At 73.0% G+C, this 24,665-nt stretch carries 22 protein-coding genes; 11 read left to right on the top strand and 11 right to left on the bottom strand.

What is annotated here, in order from left to right; all coding sequences use genetic code 11:
- Positions 1-106: 106 nt before the first annotated feature.
- Positions 107-1,672, bottom strand: a complete 1,566-nt coding sequence (locus tag ACFYP3_RS12830; RefSeq protein WP_388830957.1) for an APC family permease — start codon at positions 1,670-1,672, stop codon at positions 107-109.
- A gap of 312 nt (positions 1,673-1,984) precedes the next feature.
- On the opposite strand from ACFYP3_RS12830, the gene ACFYP3_RS12825 reads away from it, so the two are divergent.
- The 3 genes from ACFYP3_RS12825 (at position 1,985) to ACFYP3_RS12815 (ending at position 5,713) form a co-directional block, all read left to right on the top strand.
- Positions 1,985-2,674, top strand: coding sequence for a hypothetical protein (locus ACFYP3_RS12825; RefSeq protein WP_388830955.1), 690 nt, complete (start codon positions 1,985-1,987; stop codon positions 2,672-2,674).
- Between the two features lie 108 nt (positions 2,675-2,782).
- A complete protein-coding gene (locus ACFYP3_RS12820; protein ID WP_388830953.1) occupies positions 2,783-3,871 on the top strand; it encodes a DNA alkylation repair protein in 1,089 nt (362 codons plus the stop codon).
- 54 nt (positions 3,872-3,925) lie between these two features.
- Complete coding sequence (locus ACFYP3_RS12815) at positions 3,926-5,713, top strand: hypothetical protein (protein ID WP_388830951.1); 1,788 nt, start codon at positions 3,926-3,928, stop codon at positions 5,711-5,713.
- Positions 5,714-5,761: 48 nt separating this feature from the next.
- Here ACFYP3_RS12815 and ACFYP3_RS12810 read toward each other — a convergent pair whose 3' ends face one another.
- From ACFYP3_RS12810 to ACFYP3_RS12790, 5 genes are all read right to left on the bottom strand, one after another.
- Positions 5,762-7,228: an aldehyde dehydrogenase family protein gene (locus tag ACFYP3_RS12810; protein ID WP_388830949.1), complete on the bottom strand. Its 1,467-nt coding sequence runs from the start codon at positions 7,226-7,228 to the stop codon at positions 5,762-5,764.
- Positions 7,225-8,994, bottom strand: coding sequence for an amidohydrolase family protein (locus tag ACFYP3_RS12805; protein ID WP_388831137.1), 1,770 nt, complete (start codon positions 8,992-8,994; stop codon positions 7,225-7,227). The genes ACFYP3_RS12810 and ACFYP3_RS12805 overlap by 4 nt, the downstream gene beginning before the upstream one ends.
- 156 nt (positions 8,995-9,150) lie before the next feature.
- Positions 9,151-10,272 (bottom strand): LLM class flavin-dependent oxidoreductase, encoded by a 1,122-nt coding sequence (locus tag ACFYP3_RS12800; protein WP_030706821.1) that lies wholly within the window; start codon positions 10,270-10,272, stop codon positions 9,151-9,153.
- A gap of 122 nt (positions 10,273-10,394) precedes the next feature.
- The gene (locus ACFYP3_RS12795; RefSeq protein WP_388831135.1) at positions 10,395-11,180 is read right to left on the bottom strand and encodes an SDR family NAD(P)-dependent oxidoreductase; all 786 of its coding nucleotides are present in this window, start codon (positions 11,178-11,180) and stop codon (positions 10,395-10,397) included.
- A gap of 25 nt (positions 11,181-11,205) precedes the next feature.
- A complete protein-coding gene (locus ACFYP3_RS12790) occupies positions 11,206-12,153 on the bottom strand; it encodes an LLM class F420-dependent oxidoreductase (RefSeq protein ID WP_388830947.1) in 948 nt (315 codons plus the stop codon).
- 158 nt (positions 12,154-12,311) lie between these two features.
- On the opposite strand from ACFYP3_RS12790, the gene ACFYP3_RS12785 reads away from it, so the two are divergent.
- On the top strand, positions 12,312-12,974 hold the full coding sequence (locus ACFYP3_RS12785; RefSeq protein ID WP_388831133.1) for a hypothetical protein: 663 nt from the start codon (positions 12,312-12,314) through the stop codon (positions 12,972-12,974).
- On the opposite strand, the gene ACFYP3_RS12780 is transcribed toward ACFYP3_RS12785, so the two are convergent.
- Genes ACFYP3_RS12780 through ACFYP3_RS12770 form a run of 3 tightly spaced genes read right to left on the bottom strand, consistent with a single transcriptional unit; the run spans position 12,946 to position 15,775 of the window.
- A complete protein-coding gene (locus ACFYP3_RS12780) occupies positions 12,946-13,752 on the bottom strand; it encodes a hypothetical protein (RefSeq protein WP_388830945.1) in 807 nt (268 codons plus the stop codon). The genes ACFYP3_RS12785 and ACFYP3_RS12780 overlap by 29 nt on opposite strands.
- A gap of 26 nt (positions 13,753-13,778) precedes the next feature.
- Positions 13,779-15,116, bottom strand: a complete 1,338-nt coding sequence (locus ACFYP3_RS12775) for an ATP-binding protein (RefSeq protein ID WP_388830943.1) — start codon at positions 15,114-15,116, stop codon at positions 13,779-13,781.
- Positions 15,113-15,775, bottom strand: coding sequence for a response regulator transcription factor (locus tag ACFYP3_RS12770; protein WP_388830941.1), 663 nt, complete (start codon positions 15,773-15,775; stop codon positions 15,113-15,115). The genes ACFYP3_RS12775 and ACFYP3_RS12770 overlap by 4 nt, the downstream gene beginning before the upstream one ends.
- Before the next feature lie 90 nt (positions 15,776-15,865).
- Between ACFYP3_RS12770 and ACFYP3_RS12765 the strand changes: the two genes are divergently transcribed.
- The 5 genes from ACFYP3_RS12765 (at position 15,866) to ACFYP3_RS12745 (ending at position 20,012) form a co-directional block, all read left to right on the top strand.
- The gene (locus tag ACFYP3_RS12765) at positions 15,866-16,372 is read left to right on the top strand and encodes a hypothetical protein (protein ID WP_388830939.1); all 507 of its coding nucleotides are present in this window, start codon (positions 15,866-15,868) and stop codon (positions 16,370-16,372) included.
- Positions 16,369-17,478 carry a peptidoglycan-binding protein gene (locus ACFYP3_RS12760; RefSeq protein WP_388830937.1) on the top strand — a complete coding sequence of 370 codons (1,110 nt, stop codon included), beginning with the start codon at positions 16,369-16,371 and terminating at the stop codon, positions 17,476-17,478. The genes ACFYP3_RS12765 and ACFYP3_RS12760 overlap by 4 nt, the downstream gene beginning before the upstream one ends.
- 14 nt (positions 17,479-17,492) lie before the next feature.
- On the top strand, positions 17,493-18,176 hold the full coding sequence (locus ACFYP3_RS12755) for an ABC transporter ATP-binding protein (protein ID WP_388831131.1): 684 nt from the start codon (positions 17,493-17,495) through the stop codon (positions 18,174-18,176).
- 146 nt (positions 18,177-18,322) lie between these two features.
- Positions 18,323-19,438: an ABC transporter permease gene (locus ACFYP3_RS12750; RefSeq protein WP_388830935.1), complete on the top strand. Its 1,116-nt coding sequence runs from the start codon at positions 18,323-18,325 to the stop codon at positions 19,436-19,438.
- A 130-nt stretch (positions 19,439-19,568) separates the two neighbouring features.
- The gene (locus ACFYP3_RS12745) at positions 19,569-20,012 is read left to right on the top strand and encodes an NUDIX hydrolase (protein ID WP_388830933.1); all 444 of its coding nucleotides are present in this window, start codon (positions 19,569-19,571) and stop codon (positions 20,010-20,012) included.
- A gap of 42 nt (positions 20,013-20,054) precedes the next feature.
- Here ACFYP3_RS12745 and ACFYP3_RS12740 read toward each other — a convergent pair whose 3' ends face one another.
- The gene (locus tag ACFYP3_RS12740) at positions 20,055-20,912 is read right to left on the bottom strand and encodes a trypsin-like serine protease (RefSeq protein ID WP_388830931.1); all 858 of its coding nucleotides are present in this window, start codon (positions 20,910-20,912) and stop codon (positions 20,055-20,057) included.
- Between the two features lie 69 nt (positions 20,913-20,981).
- A complete protein-coding gene (locus ACFYP3_RS12735) occupies positions 20,982-21,473 on the bottom strand; it encodes a GNAT family N-acetyltransferase (RefSeq protein ID WP_388830929.1) in 492 nt (163 codons plus the stop codon).
- Between the two features lie 109 nt (positions 21,474-21,582).
- Between ACFYP3_RS12735 and ACFYP3_RS12730 the strand changes: the two genes are divergently transcribed.
- Positions 21,583-22,929, top strand: coding sequence for a ricin-type beta-trefoil lectin domain protein (locus tag ACFYP3_RS12730; RefSeq protein WP_388830927.1), 1,347 nt, complete (start codon positions 21,583-21,585; stop codon positions 22,927-22,929).
- A 77-nt stretch (positions 22,930-23,006) separates the two neighbouring features.
- Entirely contained in the window at positions 23,007-24,245 is a 1,239-nt protein-coding gene (locus ACFYP3_RS12725) for an MFS transporter (RefSeq protein WP_388830925.1), read from the top strand.
- Positions 24,246-24,665 lie beyond the last annotated feature (420 nt).

Raw genomic sequence — 24,665 nt, 5'->3', positions numbered from 1 at the left:
CCCCCGCACCCCGGGTCACCGCCCGGACCGCCCGGAACGCCCACGGCCCCGGATCGGGGGATCGATCCGGGGCCGCGGGGATGACTCAGCGGGTGCGCGGGGGTGGTCAGTCCTCGACCACCAGGGCCGGGGTGGACTTCGTCAGGACCTGGCCGCGGAAGAAGGCGGGGCTGCGGCGCTCGGTGACGAACATGATGACCAGGCCGAGGGCCAGCAGGCCGACGCCGATGACGAAGACGTTGCCGACGCCGAGGCCCGGGATGGTGGAGCCGGAGCCGTAGGCCGGGTCCCAGGCGTCGTAGAGGGTCTTGAAGAAGACCGCGGCCAGCAGCAGCCCGCCCAGGACCGGGAAGACGCCCTTGAAGAGCAGGTCGCGGGTGGAGCGGCGCAGCTCGGCGCGGAAGTACCAGGCGCAGGCGAAGGCCGTCAGCGAGTAGTAGAAGCAGATCATCAGGCCGAGCGCGAAGATCGTGTCGGTCAGTACGTTCTCGCTGACCAGGGTCATCACCGTGTAGAACGCTCCGGTGGCGACGCCCGCCATGACGGTGGCGCGGCCCGGGGTCTTGAACTTCGGGTGGACCTTGGCGTAGGAGGGCGGCAGCGCCTCGTACGTCGACATGGCGAGGACCGTGCGGGCCACCGGGATGAAGGTGGTCTGCAGGGAGGCCGCGGCGGAGGCCAGGACGGCCACGAAGAGCAGGATGCCGAGCACGGGGCCCATCACGGGGCCGGCGAGGGCCGCGAAGACGTTGCCGGAGGTCTCCTCGTTGGCGAGGCCGAGGCCTTCGCCGCCCGCGCCGACGGCCATCTGGGCGGCGATGCCGGTGGCGAGGTAGGAGCCGACCAGGACGACCATGGCGATGAGCGAGGCACGGCCGGGGGTCTTCGTGGAGCCGGTGGTCTCCTCGTTGGTGGCCAGGCACGCGTCCCAGCCCCAGTACATGAAGATCGAGAGCGAGAGTCCGGCGGTGAAGGCCGCCATGGACTCGACCGCGAAGGGGTTCATCCAGGACCAGGAGAAGTCCAGGCCGGTGTCGAAGGTGCCGGCGGAGGCCTTCTGGAAGGCCATCGCGACGAAGATGGCGAGCACGACGAGCTGGAGGCCGACCAGCGCGTACTGGACGCCCTTGGTGGCGGTCATGCCGCGGTAGCTGATGGCGGTCGCGACGGCGATCAGCGTCAGGCAGGTGGCGATGTGGACGAGCTTGTTGTCGTCCAGGGCGGCGATCGAGTCGTTGCCGGTGATCTCACCGGCCAGCAGCCAGAAGTACGAGGTGGCGACGCCGGCGAGGTTGGAGAGGACGATGATCGTGGCGATCACCAGGCCCCAGCCGCACATCCAGCCGATCCGCGGGCCGAAGGCCTTGACGGTCCAGGTGAAGGAGGTGCCGCAGTCCGGCATGGCCTTGTTGAGCTCGCGGTACGCGAAGGCGACCAGCAGCATCGGGAGGAAGCCGGCGAGGAAGATGGCCGGCATCTGCATGCCGACCTCCCCCGCGGTGGAACCGAGGGTCGAGGTCAGGCAGTAGACGGGGGCGACGGTGGAAATGCCGATGACGGCGCTTCCCACGAGGCCGACGGAGCCCTTGCCGAGGCCCTTGCCGCGAACGTCGCCCTCGGCGACGCCGCTTACCGTGTCTCCGGCCCGAGGCCGTACGTCCAGCTGAGTCATGGGTCAGGACGTTAGATGGTGCGTTTTCCACATCTGGAGGATCGAACTCCGGAAACTGGCCATCCCGAGCGCCTTGGAATCCCGAGGCCGAGGCCGTTTACGAACACTTAATACAAGGTTCACTTACGCCTCCGGCCATGGTTCAGCAGGCTCTCGGGAGAAGCTTTCAGCATGCGGAAACCGCAGCCATGTCCGTTTTACGGCTTTTCAAACTTTCCCGTGCGAGTTTTTCGGCGCCCGGCTTGCCGCGGACATGACCAGCGCTCTACAGTCGCCGCCGGTCAAGATCACCCACGGGGAGACACCGCGCACATGCGTTTCAAGCCACTGATCATCACTGTCTCGGCCACCGCGGCCCTGCTCTCCCTCACGGGCTGCGGAGGCGGCGACAACCCGCCCCTCGGCGGCGTCGGCGGGGATTCCGTTGCGGCCGGCGCCAACGGCGCCGCCAACGGCACCGGCGACGGCGGCCCCCACGAGGGCACGCTGGAGAACCCGACCAAGAACGGCGGCGTCAACGGCAACGCCCCCAAGGACGGGACGGCCTTCCAGAAGCTCCCCAAGGCGGCGACCATGGCCGCGGCCGCCCGCTTCGTCAACGGATTCACCCCGTGCGACCCGGTCAAGATCGTCCCCCCGGGCACCACGTCGAGCACCGGCCCCGACGAGAAGTTCTTCCAGGCCGGCACCGTCACCGAACGCGGGATCTGCGGCAGCAGGGGCCGCACCAGCATCTACATGATCAAGGACGCGAAGGCCTTCCAGACCGCCTTCAAGGCGGAGGCCGCCGCGCACCAGGGCGACGACCCCAACAGCGGCATCGTCGTCGGGCAGGACTTCGCCATGGGATCCGAGAGCTCCGCCGCCATGAGCGCCCTGCTGACCCCGCAGGCCGGTCTTCTGATGCTGAACTGCCACGCGGACTTCAACCCGCCGAGCGGCTACCGCAAGGAACCGGCCCTCGTGAAGGGCTGCGTCCTCACCGACTACTACGTGGACTGAGACCGTCCCCCGACGGGGCCCGGGGCCGGCAGGCCCGGGCCACGTCGGGCCCGGGCCACGTCGGGCCCACCGGCCCCGGGCCGGTGCGGCATCCGCGAGACTGTCCCCATGCCCACGGCCGATGAGCTCCTCAGCGCGGAAACCGTCAGCTCCCTGGCCCGGCTGCTCGCCCGGGCGGCCGGCCGCCGGTCCGCGCCCGCCCTGCTCGCCCGCGCGGGCGCCCTCGACGGGCTGACGTACAGCGGCCGCGTCGGCGCCGTCCGCGACGCCGTGCTCGCCGACCTCCCCGAGGACTGGCCCGCCTTCGAGGCCGTCGTGCGCACCGCCCTCGCCGATCCGGCCTTCGAGGGCTGGATGACCTTCCCCGTCAACGAGGCCGTCGCCGTCCGCGGACTGGAGGTGTTCGAGCCCGGGCTGGCGCTGCTGCACGACCTCACCTCCCGGCTGACCGCCGAGTCCGCCGTACGGCCCTTCCTGCGCGCCGACCCGGCCCGCGCCCTGGCCGTCGTACGGGAGTGGACGGCCGACCCGGACCCACACGTACGGCGCCTGGCCAGCGAGGGCACCCGGCCCCGGCTGCCGTGGGCGCCGCAGCTGCCCGCCTTCGTCGCCGACCCGCGCCCGGCCCTGCCGGTGCTGGACGCCCTCCACCGCGACGAGTCCGCGTACGTCCGCCGCTCCGTCTCCAACCACCTCAACGACATCAGCCGGGACCACCCCCTGCTCGCCGTAGAGACCGCCGCCCGCTGGCTGGGCGAGCCCACGGACACGACGGACCGCGTCGTGCGCCACGGACTGCGCACCCTGGTCAAGGCCGGCCGGCCCGAGGCCCTGACCCTGCTGGGGCACTCCCCGGACGTACCGGTCACGGTGCGCGGACCCGAGGTCACCACCCCGCGGGTCGCCGTCGGCGAGTACCTCGTCTTCGACTACGCGGTCACCAACACCGGCGCCCTCCCGGCCGAGCTCGTCGTCGACTACGTCGTGCACCACACGAAGGCGAACGGCTCCCGCACCCCCAAGGTCTTCAAACTCCTCACCCGCGCCCTGGCCCCCGGCGAAACCCTCAGCGGCACCAGGCGGCACTCCTTCAAGCCGATCACCACCCGCCGCTACCACTCGGGCGAGCACCTGGTGCAGCTCCAGGTCAACGGCCGGGTCCGGGGCGAGGCCGGATTTACGTTGGACGCGTCCTGACCCTGCCTGGCAGGCTCCACGCATGACCTACGGAATCGAGTCCCACCCCACCCGATGAGCGTCCGCGACGAGCGCGAGCCGCTCGCCCCCCGGACGACCTCCCTGTACGACTACGCCCTCTTCCGGCACGGCATCGAGCCGGACGGCCGGGTCCCGCGCCGCGGCTATCCGCTGCCCGACGGGCCACCCGAGCCCAGGCGCAAGGACCTGACCTGGCAACAGGCGCAGGCCGAAGTCACCGACGCCCTCACGCCGCTGCTCGCCGACCCCGACCCGGTACGTGCCGCCGAGGCCGTCCACCGGGGGGTGGCCGAGCTGGCCATGCCCCACCGCACGCTGCGCGCCCACGCCGCACGGCTGGCACTCCCCGACGAGGACGCCGCCCGGCAGACCGCCCGGCAGCTGGTCCGCACCGGTACGGATGCGGCGGCCGTCGGGGTCGGCATAGCCCTGCTGATCCGTCTCGGCGAGCCCGAGGACGTGCCCTGTCTCAAGACCCTCGGAATGCTGCGGGGGCTGCAGGACGGCGTGATCGCCGCCCTCGACCCGCTCGACCGGCAGGGCGCCGGCCTGCTGGTCATCCGCAGCCGCGACCGCTCCGAGCAGCTGACCCCGCTGACCGAGGCGATCACCTCCGGCGACGCGGAGGCCACCCGGTCCGCTCTGGTGTCCCTGCCGGACGAGTCGCAGGCCATGTGGCTCGCCCGACGCATCGCCGAAGCCGCCGATCTGCGCGGGCTGCTGCGGGCCCGGCCGCAGGACGCCGAACTGCTCGCGCTGACCGGCCGGCTACTGCACCGGATGTCCGACCAGCTGGACAGCCGCGCCGACATCCTCGACTATCCACCCGCCCGGGCCGTGTACGAGGCTCTGGTCCGTCATGCCGACCGGCTGCCCCCGACCCCGGAGCACCGGTCGCTCCTGCTGTCGATCGCCCTGGACCTGCACAGCGGACCCGCCGTACTGCTGAACTGGCGGCCAGGGCGACGCCGAGCCCTGCTCGACGCCCTGGACCGGCTGCTGCCGGGGGTCACGCCGGAGCCCGTACCGGGCGACCGTCAGGCGGACTGGTTCCGGCGCTACCGGCACCTCCCCTTCGCCCGCGCCGAGGCCGGTGGCCCCCCTCGGTGGGAGCTGGTCGTCGTCCACGATCCCGGGGACTCCCCCGGGGTCGAGACCCGCATCCTGGCCGACGGGATCCCGCTCGTCCCCGCGCTGTTCGGGAAGGGCCGGGCCCACCCGCCCGAGTACCTGCTCGACAGCGGCCGGCTCCGCGCCGCGGCGGAGCCGCGCGAGGTGCAGCTCTGCGAGGCGTACTGCACCGAAGGCTGCTGCGGCGCGCTGTACGTGACGATCCGCCGGGACGGCGACGAGGTGGTCTGGGACGGCTGGCGCGGCGCGGTCGGCCCGCCGCCGCCCGCGTACCGCTTCGACGCGGCCGCGTACGACGCCGAGGTCGAGCGCGCCGAGCAGGACCACTCCTGGTGCTGGCCCGCCCGCAGCACTGCCCGGCTGATCGCGGCCGGCTTGCGCGACCGGCCGGAGCTGACGGCCCGCTGGGACGTCGCGCCGAGCTGGATCGGCACCGACTGGCGCGACCCGGACACGACGGTGGCCCAGTTCCGGTACACGCCGTCCGCGCCGCCTCCCGGCACCGGCGGATCGCTGTACTTCGACTGGCGGCTCCCCGACGAAGACGGCCCGCCCCGGGCACGGGCGGCCGCCGCCCTGCAACGGCTGGAGACGGACGACCCGAAGACCTTCGCCTCTTTCGGCGGCGGCAACGACGAGCTGGCCAAGGCCCTCGGCTACCGCACGGCCCCGCCCGCCCCGCCCGCATGACCCGGCTCCGGCCGGGAGCCACCCACCCCCGGCCGGAGCCGGCGCGTTTCAGCCCGTCCAGACGATCGACTGGATCTCGCTGTAGGCGTGCAGCGCGTACGAGCCGACGTCGCGCCCGACCCCGCTGCGCTTGAAACCGCCGAACGGCGCCTCCATGTTGCGGCCGATGGTGTTCACACCGACCCCGCCCGCCCGCAGCCGCCGCGCCACGCGGAACGCGCGCGCCGAGTCCCCCGACCAGACGTAGCTCAGCAGGCCGAAGTCGCTGTCGTTGGCCAGCCGGACCGCCTCGTCCTCGTCCCCGTCGAAGGGGACGACCACGACGACCGGGCCGAAGATCTCCTCGCGGACCACCCGCATGTCGTTCGTGCAGTCGACGAGGAGGGTCGGGGCCACGTAGAAGCCCTTGCCGTCCTCCCCCACCACCGGGCGCTCACCGCCGTAGGCGATCCGCGCGCCCTCCTTCTTCCCCAGCTCGACATACGACTCCACGCGGTCCCGGTGCGCCGCCGAGATCACCGGGCCCACCACCGTGCCGGCCGCCGCCGGGTCGCCCACCTTCATGAAGGCCAGGTAGCCGGTGAGCTTCTCGACCAGCCGGTCGTAGACCGAGCGGTGGGCGATCACCCGGGTCGGGGCGGTGCAGATCTGCCCGGAGTAGAAGGAGAAGGTGGTGCCGATGCCCATCACCGCCGCGTCCAGGTCGGCGTCCCCGAAGACGATCGCCGCGCCCTTGCCGCCCAGTTCCATCAGCTGCCGCTTCATCGTCCGGCCGCAGACCTCGGCGATGCGCTGCCCGACGGCCGTGGAACCGGTGAAGGACACCATGTCCACGTACGGGGAGTCCACGGCGGCCTCGCCGACCTCCACCGACTGGCCGTTCACCACGTTCACCACGCCCGCCGGCACCCCGGCCTCGTGCAGGGCCTCGGCCATCCTGAACACCGACAGCGGGTCCTGCGGGGCGGGCTTGACCACCACCGTGTTGCCCATGGCGAGGGCCGGGGCGACCTTGCCCGCCGGGTTCGCCCACGGGTTGTTGTACGAGGTGATGCAGGTGACCACGCCCACCGGCTGTCGCACCTCCAGCGCGCCGAGGATGCTCGCCCGTCCCATCGGGCCGGCCTCCGTGACCTGCGGCGGGAGGCCCTTCTCGACGGGTTCGAGGGCCCCGCGCGCGTACCGGCGGAAGCGGGCCACCCCGACGCCGACCTGCATGCCGCGCGCGATCCCGGTGGGTGCGCCCGTCTCCGCCCGGGCCAGCTCCGTCCACGGTTCGAACTCGCGCTGCATGATGTCCGCGGCCCGGTCGAGGATCGCCGCCCGTTCCTCGGGCTTCGTGCGGGACCAGTTCTCGAAGGCCTCGGCCGCTGCGCGGGTCGCGTCCTCGACCTGCGGGCGGGAGGCCTCGGGGGCGAGCCCGACGACCGACTCGTCCGCCGGGTTGACCACTTCGTAGTGGCCGCCGGCGGGTTCCACCCACTCGCCGCCGACATAGAGGGGTTGCGTGTTCAACGGGTGTTCACCGTCCTCGTGTCGCGGCCCGAGCGGAGCACGGTCCCGGGGACCTCCCCCGTGACCTCGTCGTCGCGGATGGTCTCCACGCCGTTGACCCGTACGGAGACGATGCCGATGGCCCGGGCGTCCAGCCTCGGGCTGTCCCCGGGCAGGTCGTGGACGAGCGTCGCGGGGCCGGCCTCGATGCGTTCGGGGTCGAAGAGGACCAGGTCCGCGTGGTAGCCCTCGGCGATCCGGCCGCGCTCGCGCAGCCCGAACAGCCGGGCGGGGTCGTCGGTGAGCATCCGTACCGCCTGCTCCAGCGGGACCAGCTTGCGTCCGCGCAGGCAGTCTCCGAGGAAGCGGGTCGTGTACGGGGCCCCGCACATCCGGTCCAGGTGCGCGCCGGCGTCGGAGCCGCCGAGCATGACGTCCTCGTGCTGCCAGGTCTCGGCGCGCAGCGCCCAGCTCGCCGGGTCGTTGTCGGTGGGCATCGGCCAGAGCACCGTGCGCAGGTCGTCGTTGGCGCAGATCTCCACCAGGCACTGGAAGGGGTCCTGGCCGCGTTCGGCGGCGATGTCGTTCACGACGCGGCCGGAGAGGCCCTCGTTCTCCTTGCTGTACGTGTCGCCGATGACGTACCGGCCGAAGTTGGCCAGGCGCCGGAAGACCCCGGCCTCCTTGCTGTCGGCGCGGCGCAGCATCTCGGCGCGTACGCCGGCGTCGCGGAGCTGCTCGATCCGCTCGGGCACGGGCAGGCCGAGGACCTCGCCCCAGCCGGGGATGAGGTTCAGCGCGCAGAACGTCCCGAGGGACATGTTCATGGGGGTGAGGATCGGCATCGTCAGCGCGACGATCCGGCCGCCGGCCTTGCGGGCGCGTTCGCTGGGTATCAGCTGGCGCGGTACGCGTTCGGGGACGGCGGCGTCGATGGTGAGGACGTTCCAGTTCAGGGGGCGTCCGGCGGCGGCGCTCATGTCGACGAGGAGGTCGATCTCCTCGTCCGCGAACTGGTCCAGGCAGCCAGCGACGATCGCTTCGAGCTGGGTGCCCTCGTGTTCGGCGACGGCCCTGGAGAGGGCGAGGAGTTCGGCGGGCCGGGCGTGCCGGGAGGCGACGGGGGCGCCGGAGCCGTCGGAGTGGGTGGAGGACTGGGTGGTGGACAGGCCCCAGGCGCCGGCGTTCATGGCGTCGTGGAGGAGGTCGAGCATCTGCTGCATCTGCTCGGGGGTGGGCTGTCCGCCGACGGCGTCCTCGCCCATGACGTGGCGGCGCAGCGCGCAGTGGCCGACCATGAACCCGGCGTTGACGGCGATGCGGCCCTCCAGGGCGTCGAGGTACTCGCCGAAGGTGGACCAGGTCCAGTCGACGCCCTCCTCCAGGGCCTTGAGGGCCATGCCCTCGACCTTGCTCATCATGCGGCGCGTGTAGTCGGCGTCTGCGGGGCGGGCCGGGTTGAGCGGCGCCAGGGTGAAGCCGCAGTTGCCGCCGGCGACGGTGGTCACGCCGTGGTTCATGGAGGGCGTGGCGTACGGGTCCCAGAAGAGCTGGGCGTCGTAGTGCGTGTGCGGGTCGACGAAGCCGGGGGTGAGGACCAGGCCGGTGGCGTCCTCGCTGCTGCGGGCCTCTTCGGTGACGGTGCCGATGGCGACGATGCGGCCGTCGCGGATGCCGACGTCTGCGACGCGGGCGGGGGCGCCGGTGCCGTCGACGACGGTCGCGCCCTTGATGACGTGGTCGAGCATGACGTCCCTTCTGCCAGTGTTCGCGGTGCGCGATTTCAGCCCCGCCGGCGTTTGAGGCGCGGGGGTTCGGGGGCGGCGCCCCCGCGACGGCGCCGCACCCGCATGGCAAAGCCCCCGCGCCCCGGCCGGAGGCCGCCCGGCCGGGGCTGGTGCGGGACGGCGGTCCGGGAAGACGCCGTCCCCGTTCCCCGTCAGTCAGACGGCCTGACGGAAGCGCGTCGTGCGGTGCACCGGGTCCGTGTCTATCTCCGGGATGACGTGCTCGCCGATGAGCTTGATCGTGGTCATCGTGTCCTCGTAGGAGACCCCGGTCGGCAGACCGAAGGAGAGCTGGTCCGCGCCCGCCTGCTCCCAGCGCTTGCACTGGGCGCGGACCTCCGACGGGTCACCGCAGATCAGCAGTTCCTCCGCGATCAGGAGCTCGATGATCTCCGCGTTGTACTCCGGCAGGGTCTCGGGCCACTGCGGGATCGCCTCCGGCCGCGGGAAGGTGTCGTGGTAGCGGAAGACGAGGGACTGGAAGCGGTTCATGTTCGCGTTGACCGCGATCTCCACCGCCTTGTCGTGCGTCTCGGCACAGATCGCGGTGGACGTGACCATCACGTTGTCGTTGACGAACGCGCCGATCGCCTTCGCCTCCCGGATCGCCGTCTTGTACTGGTCGAGGACCCACTCCATGTCCGAGACCTTCTGGACGCTGAAGCCGAGGACGCCGAGGCCCTTCTTCGCCGCCATCGCGTACGAGGACGGGGAGCCGGCGGCGTACCACATGGCCGGGTGCGCCTTCCCGTACGGCTTGGGGAAGATCTTCCGCGGCGGCAGCGACCAGTGCTTGCCCTGGAACCCCTCGTACTCCTCCTGGAGGAACATCTTGGGGAATTCCGCGATGGTCTCCTCCCAGATCTCCTTGGTGCCGTTCATGTCCTCGATGCCCGGCAGGAAGCCGAGGATCTCGTGGCTGCCCGCGCCGCGGCCGGTGCCGAACTCGAAGCGGCCCTTGGAGAGGTGGTCGAGCATGGCGACCTTCTCGGCCACCTTGACCGGGTGGTTGACCGGGGCGAGCGGGTTGAAGATGCCGGAGCCGAGGTGGATGCGCTCGGTGGCGTGGGCGAGGTACCCGAGGAACACCTCGTTCGCCGACAGGTGGGAGTACTCCTCCAGGAAGTGGTGCTCGGAGGCCCAGGCGTACTTGAAGCCGGACTTGTCCGCCTGGATGACGTACTCGGTCTCCTCGATCAGCGCCTTGTGCTCTGCCTCGGGGTCGACCTTGGACCGCGCCTCAGGCACGTATCCCTGCACAAAGAGCCCGAATTCCAAGGGGTTCACCGTCCTTTGGTTTCTGACGTTGCGTCAGATTCGATGTCTCGACTGTTCCATCGCGGGGGCGCGAGCGTCAATACCTGACGCTCCATCAGATAGACCGGCCCGGGCGGGCGCCGCTACAGGATGCTGACGCCGGCCATCCAGCCGCCGTCGATGACGAACGGCTGGCCGGTGATGTAGGAGGAGTCCTCGCCGGTCAGGAAGAGCGCCAGCCTGGCGATCTCCTCGGGCTGCCCCACCCGCCCCATCGGGACCACCCGCTTGTAGAGCTCCGCCATGGCGTCCCTGGCCTCGTCGGTCATGTTCGCCGGGTCCAGCAGCCCCGGATTGGCCATCGGGGTGTCCACGGCGCCCGGGCACATCGCGTTGACCCGGATCCCCTTGGCCGCCAGCTCCAGCGCCGCCACCCGGGTGAGGCCGAGGATGGCCGCCTTGGTGGCGGCGTAGGTGCCGACGTACGCCATGCCCGTCAGGCCGGTGTACGAGGAGGTGTTGACGATGGTGCCGCCGCCGGCCGCCTCGATCTCGGGGGCCACGGTCTTGATGCCGAGGAAGGCGCCGACCTGGTTGACCTGGACCACCTGCTGGAACTCCTCCAGCGGGGTCGCGGTCAGCTCGTTGAAGCGCAGGATGCCGGCGTTGTTGACCAGCCCGTCGATCCGGCCGAAGGCCTCCTTCGCCGTGGCGACCGCGGCCGCCCAGTCCTCCTCGCGGCTCACGTCCATCCGTACGTACCGGGCCCGGTCCTCGCCGATGTCCTCGGCCACCGCCGCGCCCTGCTCGTCCAGTACGTCACCGAGGAGCACCCTGGCGCCCTCGGCGGCGAACAGCCGGGCCTCCTGCTCGCCCTGGCCGCGTGCCGCGCCGGTGATGATGACGACGCGCCCGTCCAGCTTGCCCATGGTCATGCTCCTGATCATCTCGACGCTAGTCGTTGAGGAGGGGGCCGACCTCGGCCCCGAAAGCGGTGATCTGGTCGGTCAGTTCGGCGCGGTCGCGGCTGCGGAAGCGGACCTGGATCTGGTCCACGCCGAGCGCCTTGTACTCCCGCAGGGACTCCGCGAGCGCCTCCGCCTTGCCGGTGAGGGTCCGGCGGCCGGTGTCCCAGGCGGGCTCGCCCACGTACAGCGCCTCGGTGATCGCCCCGATCTCGCAGGGGCCGGCGACCCCGGCCTCGGCGCGCAGCTCCGCGATGCGGGCGATCTGCGCCGGCAGCCGCTCGCGCGGGTCGCCCTGCGGGAGCCAGCCGTCCCCGCGGACCGCGGCGCGGCGGACGGCGGCGGGCGAGGAGCCGCCGACCCAGACGGGGATCCGCTCCTGCGCGGGCCGGGGCAGCTGGCCGAGGTCCTTGAAGGAGAACCGCTCGCCTTCGAACTCCGGGTACTCCTCGGGCCCCAGCGCCGCCCGCAGCGCGTCCAGGGTCTCGTCGAGGAGGGCCCCGCGGCGGGCGAAGTCCACCCCGAGGACCTCGAACTCCTCCTGGACGTGACCCGCGCCGACGCCGAGGATCAGCCGGCCGCCGCTGAGGTGGTCGAGCGTGGCGTACTGCTTGGCGCTGATCAGCGGGTGGCGCAGGCCGAGGACCGCCACGTGGCTCAGCAGCCGCACGCGCTCGGTGATCCCCGCGAGGAAGGACAGGGTGGCCACCGGGTCGTACCAGACGGTGCTCATGGGGCCGGCGAGCCGCCGCGGGATGGCCACGTGGTCGCAGGTGGCCACGTACCCGAAGCCGGACCGGTCGGCGGCCCGCGCGATCTCGGCGAGATCCGCGGCGGTGGCCGACGCCTCCCAGGGCTCGGCGTAGATGGTGCTCTGCGACTGGATCGGGAGCTGCATCCCGTAGACCAGCCGACCTTCCGGAAACACGCGCGCCATGGCGGGCCCGCCTCGCCTTCGTCTGCCGATGCGTCATGTCGGTGCCGGGCCATCGTCGTAGCTGACGGTCCGTCAGACAAGGGGGAGGATCCGATGGGGAGGACCCGATGCCCTTCCGGGCCGGGACGGGACGCCCTAGGGTGCGGCGGGTGGATCTGATGCTCACGCTGGTCAGCGGGATCGCCTGGACGGTCGTGTACGTGGAGGCGATCCGCGTCGGGCTGCGGGACCGGACGTACGCGATGCCCGTCGCCGCGCTCGCGCTGAACTTCGCCTGGGAGGCGACCTACGCCGTCCACGAGTTCACGGCCGGCGTCTCCGCGCAGGGCGTGGTGAACGTGGTGTGGGCGGCGGCCGACGTGGTGATCGTCTCCACCTACCTGCGGTTCGGCCGGGCCGAGCTGCCGGATTTCGTGACCCGTTCGCTCTTCGCCGCCTGGTCCGTTGTGGTGTTCGGCACCGGCTTCGCCGTGCAGTGGCTGTTCCTCGCGCACTTCGGGACGCACGACGCGACGCGGTACGCGGCCTTCCTGCAGAACCTGCTGATGTCCGGCCTGTTCATCGCCCTGTACGCCGCCCGGCAGGGCCCGCGCGGGCAGTCCCTGACCATAGCCGTCGCCAAGTGGCTGGGGACGCTGGCCCCGACCCTGCTGTTCGGGGTGGTGGAGGACTCCCCGTTCGTCCTCGGCCTGGGGATCCTGTGCAGCGTGTTCGACCTCGCCTACATCGGGCTGCTGCTCCGGAACCGGACCGGCGGCGGGCCGGGGGACCGGAACCCGGTCCCGCCTCGGGTCAGAAGCCTTCCGGACCCATCACGATGACCGGCCTCGCCGCCGGGTCGAGGGTTTCCAGGACCTTCTCCATGGCCTGCTTCGGGATGCCGACGCAGCCCTGCGAGGGCCCGTCGTGGTCCACGTGGAGCCAGATGTTGCCGCCCTTCTCCTCGCCCTCCGGCATGACCGGGTCCAGCGGGGACTTGCCCGGCCTGCGGTTGAAGTCGATGGCGACGACGTAGTCGAAGGAACCCGCCAGGGACTCGCCGTTCACCCCCCGGCCGGAGGCGACGAACCCCCGGTTCTTGTCGTACGGGAGCCGGGTGCCCGGCGGCTTCGGGAGCAGGCCGCCCGCGTCGGTGAGCGCGAAGACGCCGATCGGGGAGGTCAGGTCGCCGTACTCGCGGTCCACCGACCAGCCCTTGGCGCCGTTGCGCGCCGGCCAGCTCTCGGCCCGCACCCAGTCGACGTCGGCGGCCGGGCGGGTGTACAGCGCGGCGGTGGACTCCGAGGAGTCGGCGGCCTTGCCGGTGACGAGGATGAGCTGGCGGGAGTCGGCCGGGATCCGCTGGCGGGTCTGCTCGCTGATGCCGGGCAGCCCCTGGAGGGCAGAGCGCCGGACGTCACGGGCGGCCCGGTCCGCCGCCTGCGGGCGGGCGTCCGTACGCGCCTGCGGCGCCGCGTCGGCGGTCTTGTCCGGATCCTGGGCGACATACACCCAGGAGACCGCGATGGTCGCCAGGCCGAGGGCGACCGCCAGTGCCGCACGGCGGGGGGTGCGGGGCGTGCGGGGCGCTCGGGAGCGTGCTCGGGCGTGCTTGCTCATTGAACCGACCGTACATCAGGCGCTCTTCAGAGGCGGTGCGCCTGCGATGTGCGCGTCCCGCCCGGCACGGGGAACAGGACACGGACCGTCAGGCCGCCCTCCGGTTCCGGATTGGCCCGCGCCGTCAGCTCCGCCCCGTGCGCCCGCGCGATCGACGCCACGATCGAGAGGCCCAGACCTGCGCCCTCACCTGCGGTGTGCTGCCGTTCGGCGCGCCGCCGGAAGGGCTCCAGGAGCCCGGGGACATCCGCCGGACCGATCACCGGACCGGTGTTGGACACCGTCAGTTCCCCTTCCGCGGAGGTCGTCACGGCGATCCGGCCCCCGGCCCGGTTGTGACGTACCGCATTGACCAGCAGGTTGCGCAGGAGGTGGCCGAGGAGCGCGCGGTCTCCCGTCACGGTCACCGGCGCGAGGGTCCGTACGACGGTCAGCCCCTGCTGGGGGCAGGCCGCCGGCTGGGCCGCCGCCAGCGCCGCCAGGTCCACCGGCCCGGTCGCCTCCAGGCCCTGTTCCGACACGGCGAGCAGCAGCAGGGACTCGATGAGGTGTTCGCTGGAGTCCGCGACGCCGATGAGCTTCGCCCGGATCCGGGCGACCTTCTCCGGCGACGGGTCCCCGGCCAGCCCGATCTCGGCGGCCGCCCGCTGCACGGCCAACGGAGTGCGCAGTTCGTGCGCCGCGTTGGCGGCGAACCGCCGCTGGGCGGACACCAGGTGCTCCATCCGGCCCAGCATCGCGTCGAAGGTGTCGGCCAGCTCCTTGAGCTCCCCGGGCGGGGCGTCGAGGGAGATCCGCTCGTCGAGGTTCTCCCCGGACAGGCGGCGCGCGGTCTCGGTGATCACCCCGACGGGTCGCAGCACCCGGCCGGCCATCCACCAGGCGAGCCAGATCGACAGCACGGCGAAGACGGCCAGGGCGAGGAGGGAGTACACGAGCAGCCGGTGCCGGGTGGCGTCGGTGACGGCGTCCGAGAGGTGCTGCGTGAAGGCGTAGCCCTGGAGCTCCTCGGGGGTGAGCGGCTCGCCCGAGGGCCGCCGCCGCGCCGGTTCCCAGCTGCGGCCCGTGTCGGCCCGCGGGCCGGGCGAGGCGGTACCGGGCGGGAGGAAGGGCGTGGCACCGGGCGTGGCACCCGGCGTAACGCCGGGCGTGACACCGGGCGAGGGGAGGACGTAGGCCGGGCTGACCGTGCGGACGGCCCCGCTGACGCTCGCGTGGAGGCCCTGGCCGACCAGGACGTAGACCAGCGCCACCAGTCCGCCGCCCGCGAGGTGCAGCAGCGAGCCGTAGAGGGCGGTGAGACGGCCGCGCTCGGTGCGCAGCCCTCCCCCGGGCGGGCGGCGGGTCGTCGGGCGGGGCCTCATGACGCGGCGATCCGGTAGCCCGCGCCCGGCACGGTCTCGATCAGCGGCGGCTCGCCCAGTTTGGCGCGGAGCTTGCTGAGGGTGACGCGGACGGCGTTGGTGGAGTAGCTGGTGTCCTGCTCCCACACCTGCTCGATCAGGTCGTCGTTGCTGACGACGGCGCCCTCGGCGCGCAGCAGGGCCTCCAGGACGGCGAACTCCTTGCGGGACAGCGCGAGCCGGTGCCCGTCGCGGGTGGCGCCGCGGCGGGCGGTGTCGACGGCGATCCCGGCGCGCTCCAGGACGGGCGGCAGCGCGGGGCGGGCGCGCCGGCCGAGGGCCAGCACGCGGGCGAGGAGCTCGTCGTAGGCGAAGGGTTTGGTGAGGTAGTCGTCGGCGCCGAGCCCGAGGCCCTCCACCCGGTCCCGTACGGTCCCGGCGGCGGTCAGCATCAGGACGCGGGTCAGCAGCCGCTCGCGCACCACCTGCCGACAGACCTCGTCGCCGTGCAGGCCGGGCAGGTCGCGGTCCAGGACCATGACGTCGTACTCGCCCAGGCGCAGGCGCCGCAGGGCCTCCGGGCCGTCGCTCGCCTCGTCGACGGCGAGCGCGTCGCGGCGCAGCCCCTCGGCGATCATCTCCCGGAGGAATTCCTCGTCCTCCACCACCAGTACGCGCATGGCCCCCTCTTTACCGGAGCTCCCTGTTTCGCCGTCGTAAGCAGGGTGCGAGAGGGAAGCGAAAGGCCCTTTCACCGCAGGCTCGGGCCCATGAAGCGATCCCTGATCACGAGCACGGCCGCGGTCGTCACCGGGCTGACCCTGTTCGCCACCGCCTGCGCGAACGATTCGGCGGGGAGGAAGGACGCCTCCGGAGGCGGTGGCGGGAGCAGCAGCGGAGCCGGCGGGAGCAGCGGCGGAGCGGGCGCGGACGCCGACCGGGCCGTGAAGATGCGTCAGTGCCTGCGCGAACACGGCGTGGACGTGCCCGACCCCGAGCCCGGCCAGGACCCGCGCGGGATGACCCTCGGCGGCGGCGACCCGCAGAAGACGCAGGAGGCCATGAAGGCGTGCGGGATGGGCGGACCGGGGTCGGGCAAGGAGCCCACGCAGGAGGAGAAGGACCAGGAGCTCCAGTGGATCCGGTGCATGCGCGAGAACGGCGTCGCCCTCAAGGACCCCGAGTACACCGGCGGCATGAAGAGCGCCACCGAGATCCCCAAGGGCCAGGAGAAGGCCTTCGAGGAGGCCCAGAAGAAGTGCGAAGCGGCCCGATGAGGAAGCGCGCCAAGTGGCTGCTGGGGTCGCTGGCCGCCGTCCTGGCCGTCTCGGGCGGCGGCTACGCCGTGATCGCCCAGCCGCAGCGCGCCTCCGGCGGCGGGCAGGAGCAGCGCGCGGGCGGCGGCCTGCCGCCGGCCACGGCGCCGGTGCAGCGCGGCGACCTCAGCTCGGGCCTCCAGGTGGAGGGCACCCTCGGGCACGCACAGGAGCGGAAGCTGAACGCGGGCGGCCCGGGCGTGCTCACGTGGGTCGCGGCCGAGGGCGCGGCGGTCGAGCGGGACGGGAGGCTGTACGAGGTCAACGGCAGGGCGGTGCGGCTCATGTACGGGTCCACGCCGATGTACCGGCCGCTGAAGGGCGGCGACAGGGGCGAGGACGTCAAGCAGCTCAAGCGGAACCTGCGGGCGCTCGGGTACGGGACCGGGCTCGATCCGGAGGACGGCACCTTCACGGCGGGCACGGCGACGGCGGTCAAGCGCTGGCAGAAGGCGCACGAGGCGGCGCAGACGGGCGAGGTCGGCAGGGAGGACATCGCCTTCGCCTCGGGGCCGCAGCGGGTGCGCAGGGGCGACGCGGCGATCGGTGACGAGCCGGGGCCCGGCAAGCCGGTGCTGACGGTGACGGGCACCGAGCGGATCGTCCGCTTCCAGATCGACGCGGCGAATGCGACGGCGGCCAAGCCCGGGGACCCGGTGACCGTACGGCTGCCGGGGGGTGCGGGCGCCACCGGAAGGATCGAAGCGGTGGGCGCGGCGGCCGCCCCGGACGACAAGAACGGCGGCGGCGCGGGCGGGGGCGGCGGCGGGGGTGATCGGAAGGCCAAGGTCGAGGTGTCCGTCACCTTCGACAAGCCGGCCGAGGTCAACGCCCCCGACCAGTCCCCGGTGACGGTCGCCCTCACCGGCGAGACCCGCAAGGGCGTGCTCTCCGTACCGGTCAACGCACTGCTCGCGCTCACGGACGGCGGCTTCGGCGTCCAGGTCGTCGAGGACGGCAGGGCGCGCGAGGTCAAGGTCGAGCCGGGCATGTTCGGCAACGGCCGGGTCGAGGTGACCGGCGACGCCCTCAAGGAGGGCATGCAGGTGGGGGTCCCGAAGCTGTGACGGACATCGAGACAGTGGTGGAGCTCACCGGGGTCACCAAGGAGTACCCCGGCGGGGTCACCGCCCTGCGCGACGTGGACCTCACCGTCACCGCCGGCGAACTCCTCGCCATCGTCGGCCCGTCGGGCTCCGGCAAGTCCACCCTGCTGCACATCGTCGGCACCCTGGACCGCCCGACGGCGGGCGGCGTACGGATCGCCGGCCACGACATCGCGGCCCTCTCGGACCGTTCGCTGTCGGCGCTGCGCTCGCGGCACATCGGCTTCGTCTTCCAGTCCTTCCACCTGGTGCCGGGCGTCAGCGCCCGCGCCAACGTCGCCGAAGGGCTGCTCTACAGCGGCCTCTCCCGCGCCGAGCGCGGCCGCCGGGCCGCGCGGGCCCTGGAGCGGGTCGGCCTCGGGGACCGGATGGAGCACCGGCCGCACGAACTGTCCGGCGGGCAGAAGCAGCGCGTCGCCATCGCCCGGGCGGTGGCGGGCGCACCGGACCTGCTGCTGGCCGACGAGCCGACGGGCGCGCTGGACACGGCGTCCGGGGAGTCGGTGATGGAGCTGCTGCACGAGCTGAACCGGGACGGGGCCACCATCGCCGTGATCACCCACGACCAAGAGATCGCGGCGAGCCTGCCGCGGCAGGTGCGGATCCGCGACGGACGGATCGTGGCGGACGTGCGCCGCCGGGCGGGGGTGGTCGCGTGAGGGGCCGTACGAGGACGCGTACGGGCGGAGGCGCGGGCACGGGTGCGGGTGCGGGCAGGGGGAGGCGGGCACGGAAGCCGACCCCGCCGAGGCTGTCCCCGCGGGACGTCCTGCACGTCGGGTCGGCGGGCCTGCGCTCGCGCCCGATGCGGGTGTTCCTGTCCGCGCTCGGCATCGCCATCGGCATCGCGACGATGATCGCGGTGGTCGGGATCTCCTCCTCCAGCCAGGCCAGGCTGCTGCGCGAACTCGACGCGCTCGGCACGAACATGCTGGTCGCGACACCCGGCAAGGGGATGTTCAGCGGCCAGGACACCAAGCTGCCCAAGGACGCCCCCGGGATGGTCTCCCGGATCGAGGGCGTCGAGTCGGTGGGAACCACCGGTGACGTGGCCGAGTCCGTACGCCGCTCGGAGAACATCCCGAAGGAGGAGACGGGCGGGATCGTGCTCAAGGCGGCCAAGGACGACCTGCTGGGCACCCTGCGCGCCGGGACGGCGAGCGGCACCTGGCTCAACGACGCCACCGGCCGCTACCCCTCGGTGGTGCTCGGGCACGTCTCCGCGCGCCGGCTCGGCATCGCCGCGCCGGGCGGGCAGGTCTTCATCGGCGGCCGGTACTTCACGGTGACCGGCATCCTGGACCCGATCCCGCTGGCCCCGGAGATCGAGCGCTCCGCGCTCGTCGGCTGGGACGCGGCCGAGCGGCTGCTGGGCTTCGACGGCCATCCGACGGCGGTGTACGAACGGTCGGCGGACGACCGGGTGGCGGCGGTCAGGCAGCTCATCGCCCGGACGGCCAACCCGCAGACGCCGTCCGCGGTCTCGGTCACCGACCCCTCGGCGGCGCTCCAGGCGAAGGCGGCCACGGAGGGCGCCTTCAGCACCCTGCTGCTGGGACTGGGCGGGATCGCCCTGCTGGTGGGCGGGGTCGGCGTCGCCAACACCATGATCATCTCGGTGCTGGAGCGGCGACACGAGATCGGCCTGCGCCGGTCCCTGGGCGGGACGAAGGGGCAGATCCGGATCCAGTTCGTCACGGAGTCCCTGCTGCTGTCCGGGCTCGGCGGCCTGGCGGGCATCGTCCTCGGCGGCGCGGCCACGGCGGTCTACGCCCGCGCCGGCGACCTGCCCTGGGTGGTCCCGCTCTGGGCGGTGACCGGCGGCTTCGCCGCCACCCTGGCGATCGGCACCGTGGCCGGCCTCTATCCGGCGACCCGCGCAGCCCGCCTCTCCCCCACGCTGGCCCTGACGGCGACGTAGGACGCCGACCCCGAGCACCCCGCCCGGCTCGGCCCGGCCGGGCGGGGCCCGGCGGGCGGCGGGGGCCCGGCGGCAGAACGGTGGTGACGCGCCCATCCCCCGGGGGCGATCACCGACGTACCCTGAGGTGATGAGGCGAACTCCACGTCACGCGGCGCGCGTTGTCATCCTGTCCCCGGCCGGATCCGTGTTCCTCTTCCGCGCGGACAACGCGGAGGTCGGCGTCCACTGGCTGCCGCCCGGCGGCGGTATCGATCCGGGCGAGAGCCCCGAGGACTGCGTGCGGCGCGAGCTCCGCGAGGAGACCGGGTGGACCGACCTGGAGCCGGAACGGCTGCTGTGCACCTGGGAGCACGACTTCACCTACCAGGGCGTCCCGGTGCGCCAGCACGAGCACGTCTACTTCGCCCGCGGCCCCCACCGCGAACCGGTCCTGGAGTCCCCGGGCATCCACTGGCAGTGGCTCCCCGCGAACCGCCTCGCCACCCTCGGCGAACCCCTGTGGCCCCCGCGCCTGCCGGACCTGCTGACGAACGCCCCGGCGGAACCCGTCCACCTGGGCCTGCTGGCCTGACCGTCCGACCGCGGCGGCCACGATCCCGACCCCGGTAGGGGACTACCGGGCGGACGGGGCCTTCGCCGTGGCCTTGGCGTAGAGGGAGGCGGCGTACTCGCCGAGGATCGTGCTGGTCGACACGTCGTCGGTGTCGCCGCCCGTGAGGATGCCGATGATCTTGCCGTCGCGGGCGATCCACGCGCTGCCGCTGGTTCCGCCGGGGAAGTCGGCGCAGTCGAAGCGCTGTTGGGTGGCGCTCTCCCGGACGCCGACCGCCGTGCAGGTGCGGGGGACCTTGCGGTCGGCGGGGTAGCCGGTGACCGTGACCTCCTCGCCCGCGCGCCCGCTGGTGTCGAGCACGGCCGCGCCGGTCACGTCCTCGATGGTGCGGCCCTTGGCGTCGGGGGCGAGGCGGGCGAAGGCGAGGTCGTAGTCGTCGTCCGTACCCTCGGCCCAGCGGTCGTCCTCGAAGACCTCCTCGATCTTCCAGGTGCCGTACGGGGCCATGCCGTTCGCGTACGCAGGTGCGAAGACGGCCGTTCCGCCGCCCTGGTCGCCCTCCATCAGGCAGTGCCCGGCAGTGATGATCATGTTGCGGCCGGGGCTGTGCACCACGGTGGCCGTACAGAAGTGGTCACTGTCCAGCCCGTCCGTGAACAGGGCTCCGGTGAAGGCCGCGGGACCACCGGGCGGGGGCGTGACGGCGGGCGGGAGGGCGGCTCCGGGCGGGGTCGAGAGCTGAGGCTTCGACGCTTGCGATCGCGATGTGGCCGTCGGCGACGCCGCCGGCCCGGCCTTCGCCCGTACGGGTGCGGCCCCCTCGGGCGGGGGCACCAGCTCGGCCACCGCGGCGGAAGCCCCCAGAGCCGCCACCGCACACAGCACCGCCGTCACGACGGTCCGCTTGTCCACCGGCATGATGATCCTTCCGATTTGCCCTGGCGAAGCATGCCTCGGGGGCAGGGCTGGGTGCAAGGGGCGGACCGGTCAGGCGGGTGTGCGCAGGTCGCGAAGAAAGCGCAGGCCGGGGCGGCCGTCGAGGCGGATCTCGCCGGTGGACACGAAGCCCGTGCGGGCCAGGACGGCCCGGGATCCGGGGTTGTCGAGCGTCGTGACCGCCCGCAGCGTGGTCAGGCCGTACCCGGTCACCGCCAGGTCGCAGGCCTCGCGCACGGCCGCCGTGGCCACGCCCCGCCCCGTGGCCTTCTCGGCGATGCGGTAGCCCAGCTCGGCCGAACCGTCCGCCAGGTCGACGAGGTTGACCCGCCCCACGACCGCGCCACTGCCGTCCACCAGGACGTGGAACCGGCACAGTCCGGCCTCCTGCTCGGCCAGCAGCGCGTGGTGCCGCTCGTCGAAGCGGGCGAAGTAGTCATCGCCGCGGTCGGGGACGGAGGCGGCGAAGTAGGCCCGGTTCTGCCGCTCGAAGGCGAGTACGGCCGGGGCGTGGTCGAAGCGCAGGAGTTCGAGCCGAGGCATGGCCCGATGCTAACCCGACCGCCAACTGTGCGGCTTGCACGCTCATTTGCCCTGTTGATCTAATCGTCGCTCCGATGGCACAAGAGCCTTGAGAGAGGGCGACGAACACGTGCGACTGACAGACAGGCACCGGATATCCATGGTCGCCGCGGCGGCCGCGGTGGCCCTCGTGGGAAGTCTGCAGCTCTCCCCCACCGCGTTCGGGACCGAGGACACCGGCGAGAGCGCACCGCCCACGGCCGAGGCACCGGAGTCCCCCGAGACGCACGAATCCCCGGTCTCCCATGCGGAGGACTCCGGCACCCACGGCTCGGACGGCACCGTCTTCGAGAACGGCGTCATGTCGCTCGGCGGCGCCGAGCCGTCGAAGGCCGGCCGGCGGTCGGCCGCGGCAGCCCCGGCGCCCGGTCCCACGCCGCCGCAGGGCGAGGGCTGGAAGCTGAGCGGCGCCACCAAGTGGCTGCCGACCGGCTACACGATCAAGTTCTACGACCAGAAGTCCGCCGACTGGCTGGCCCCGTACGTCCAGGCCTCCGCCGCGGACCTGCGCCGCGTGACGAACCTGCCGGTCACCGTCGACACCAGGCCGGTCGGCTGGGACTACGTCCGCCCCAAGGGCGAGGTGGTCGTCGGCGTCCTGCACCGCCCGTGCCTGCCCCCCGCCGGGGAGGGCAGCATGGGCAGCACGGGCTGGAAGGTGGTCCGCGACGGCTCGGGCAGCGCCAACCTCAGCTGCGGTTTCACCAGCTCCTCCGTGGCCGAGACCGCGACCAGCGGCCACGCCTACATCGACGACGAGTTCTTCACGGCCGCCGGCAAGCCGACCGCCGCCATGGGCGAGACGTACATGCGCAACCACGTCAGCCACGAGCTCGGGCACACGCTGGGCCTCACCCACGCCAACCGCAGTCTGACCAAGAGCGACTGCGTGAAGGGCACCGACTCGGGCCAGTTCCCCGTCATGTGCTCGCCCGCGTACGCCTACCAGGACAAGCGGGCGGGCACGTACGTCCAGCAGTTCGACGTGCAGGGCCTGCGCCTGCTGGCGGCCGGCGGCGGCGCCGTGCTGTCCCCGCAGGGCCGGGTGACCGGGATCGGCGCCAAGTGCCTGGACGTCAAGGGCGGCAAGGCCGTCAACGGCACCCGGATCCAGCTCTACACCTGCAACGGCTCCGCCGCCCAGTCGTGGATCCTGGGCAAGGACGGCACGTTCCGCGCGTTCGGCAAGTGCCTGGACAACGCGCGCAACGCGAGCACCGACGGCAACAGGATCAGCCTCCACGACTGCAACGGCACGGCGGCCCAGCGCTGGTCCGTGAACGCCAAGGGGCAGATCGTCCACGTGGCGTCCGGCAAGGTCCTCGACGTGACCGGCGGCGCGACCGCCAACGGCACCGTGGTCCAGCTCCACACGGCGAACACGAACAAGCGGCAGATCTGGACCACCCCGAAGTAGACCGCCCCGACGAGCGGCCCGGGGAATAGGGCGGTTGCCCGATCCCCGGGTTGCCTCCTCAGACGCACGCTGGGGCGATGGGCAGTTGGGGAGCGGGACGGGTCCTGCGGGACCGCAATGCGGGGTTGTACCTCGCCGGGGTGGTGGTGTCGGGGTTCGGCACGACCGCGATGTGGCTGGTGGCCGGGATCTGGGTGAAGTCGCTGACCGGGTCGGACGCCCTCGCGGCGCTGACGGTCTTCGCCCTGTGGGCGCCCGTGCTGGCCGGGCCGGCGCTGGGGGCGCTCGCCGATCGGCTGCCGCGGCGGCCGGTGCTGGTCGGCGCCGGCCTCCTGATGGCCGCGGTGCTGCCCGTACTGCTCCTGCTCGATTCGGCGGGCCGGGTGTGGCTGCTGTTCGCCGTCCTGCTGGTGTACGGGGTGTGCGGCACCGTCCACGAGGCGGCGGAGGCGGCCCTGGTGCCGCAGGCCGTCGACGGCCGGCTGCTCGGGGACTTCAACGGGCTGCGGCTGACGGCCAACGAGGGCGCGAAGCTGATCGCGCCGCTGGTGGGCGCGGGCCTGTTCGTCCGGTACGGCGGGGCGTCCGTGGCGTTGCTCGACGCGCTGACCTTCGCGGTGGCGGCGGGCATCTTCGCCCTGCTGCGGGTCCGCGAGGAGCCGCCGGACCGGACCGCGTCGGCGCACGGACTCGCGCAGGTGCTGGCGGGCGGGCGGCAGCTGTGGGGCTCGCCCGCGCTGCGTCCGCTGGTGCTGACCGGGGCCGCGGTGATGTTCCTGGCCGGTCTGAACGGCGCGGTGGTCTACGCGGTCGCCGACGGCGTGCTGGGCCACGCGCCCACCTACGTGGGCGTGCTGTACGCCGTGCAGGGCGCGGGTTCCGTACTGAGCGGGCTCGCGGCGGGCCCGCTCCTGCGGCGGCTGCCGGAGCGGGTGTTCACGGCCGGGGGCGTGGCCCTGTTCGCGCTGGGCGTCGGGGCGAGGGCGCTGCCGTCCGACGCGGCGGCCCTGGCCGGCAGCGTGGCGATCGGCGCGGGGCTGCCGTGCGTGCTGATCGCCGCGCTGACCGCGGTGCAGCGCGAGGTCCCCGGCGCCGTCCTCGGCCGAGCCGCCGCCACGGCCCACACCCTGCTCTTCGTCCCGAACGCCCTGGCCCTGCCCCTGGGGGCCGCCCTGGTGGGCCTCGTGGACGTACGGGTCCTGCTGCCGACGCTCACGACGGCGGCCCTGACCGTATCCCTCCTGCTCGCGGCATCCGCACGGAACACGACGCCACAGCCGCGCCCGACGGACGCGGAGGGCGCGGTTGCGCCGTAGGCGGCAGCGCCGCCGCGCGGTTACGCCGTAGGCGGCAGCGCCGCCGCGCGGTTACGCCGTAGGCGGCAGCGCCGCCGCGCGGTTACGCCGTAGGCGGTACGGCCGAGGCGCGGTGACGCCGTAGGCGGTACGGCCGAGGCGCCGCAGGCCGGTACGGCCGCAGGCCGGTACGGCCGCAGGCCCGAGACGGTAGGCGGTAGTGCCGCAGGCGGTACGGCCGCAGGACCGACAGCGCCGTAAGCGGTAGGCCGCAGCCCGAACCGCCGTAGCACGCGGGCCGGAGGCGCCGCAGGCGGTAGGGCCACAGGCCGGAAGCGCCGCAGGCCGACAGGGCCACAGGCCGGTACGGCCAAAGCACCGCAGACCGGTTGGACCGCAGGCTGGTAAAGCCCTAGGCCGGAGGCGCCGCAGGCAGTAGGG

This window comes from Streptomyces sp. NPDC005533 (assembly GCF_042871845.1).
In the GTDB taxonomy this organism is placed as follows: Bacteria; Actinomycetota; Actinomycetes; order Streptomycetales; family Streptomycetaceae; genus Streptomyces.
This window is presented reverse-complemented; position numbering and strand designations above follow the sequence as displayed.

Coding starts and splice junctions, on each gene's coding strand:
- ACFYP3_RS12830 (WP_388830957.1), bottom strand. CDS start 1,672: ATGACTCAGCTGGACGTACGGCCTCGGGCCGGAGACACGGTAAGCGGC.
- ACFYP3_RS12825 (WP_388830955.1), top strand. CDS start 1,985: ATGCGTTTCAAGCCACTGATCATCACTGTCTCGGCCACCGCGGCCCTG.
- ACFYP3_RS12820 (WP_388830953.1), top strand. CDS start 2,783: ATGCCCACGGCCGATGAGCTCCTCAGCGCGGAAACCGTCAGCTCCCTG.
- ACFYP3_RS12815 (WP_388830951.1), top strand. CDS start 3,926: ATGAGCGTCCGCGACGAGCGCGAGCCGCTCGCCCCCCGGACGACCTCC.
- ACFYP3_RS12795 (WP_388831135.1), bottom strand. CDS start 11,180: ATGGGCAAGCTGGACGGGCGCGTCGTCATCATCACCGGCGCGGCACGC.
- ACFYP3_RS12790 (WP_388830947.1), bottom strand. CDS start 12,153: ATGGCGCGCGTGTTTCCGGAAGGTCGGCTGGTCTACGGGATGCAGCTC.
- ACFYP3_RS12785 (WP_388831133.1), top strand. CDS start 12,312: ATGCTCACGCTGGTCAGCGGGATCGCCTGGACGGTCGTGTACGTGGAG.
- ACFYP3_RS12780 (WP_388830945.1), bottom strand. CDS start 13,752: ATGAGCAAGCACGCCCGAGCACGCTCCCGAGCGCCCCGCACGCCCCGC.
- ACFYP3_RS12775 (WP_388830943.1), bottom strand. CDS start 15,116: ATGAGGCCCCGCCCGACGACCCGCCGCCCGCCCGGGGGAGGGCTGCGC.
- ACFYP3_RS12770 (WP_388830941.1), bottom strand. CDS start 15,775: ATGCGCGTACTGGTGGTGGAGGACGAGGAATTCCTCCGGGAGATGATC.
- ACFYP3_RS12765 (WP_388830939.1), top strand. CDS start 15,866: ATGAAGCGATCCCTGATCACGAGCACGGCCGCGGTCGTCACCGGGCTG.
- ACFYP3_RS12760 (WP_388830937.1), top strand. CDS start 16,369: ATGAGGAAGCGCGCCAAGTGGCTGCTGGGGTCGCTGGCCGCCGTCCTG.
- ACFYP3_RS12750 (WP_388830935.1), top strand. CDS start 18,323: ATGCGGGTGTTCCTGTCCGCGCTCGGCATCGCCATCGGCATCGCGACG.
- ACFYP3_RS12745 (WP_388830933.1), top strand. CDS start 19,569: ATGAGGCGAACTCCACGTCACGCGGCGCGCGTTGTCATCCTGTCCCCG.
- ACFYP3_RS12740 (WP_388830931.1), bottom strand. CDS start 20,912: ATGCCGGTGGACAAGCGGACCGTCGTGACGGCGGTGCTGTGTGCGGTG.
- ACFYP3_RS12735 (WP_388830929.1), bottom strand. CDS start 21,473: ATGCCTCGGCTCGAACTCCTGCGCTTCGACCACGCCCCGGCCGTACTC.
- ACFYP3_RS12725 (WP_388830925.1), top strand. CDS start 23,007: ATGGGCAGTTGGGGAGCGGGACGGGTCCTGCGGGACCGCAATGCGGGG.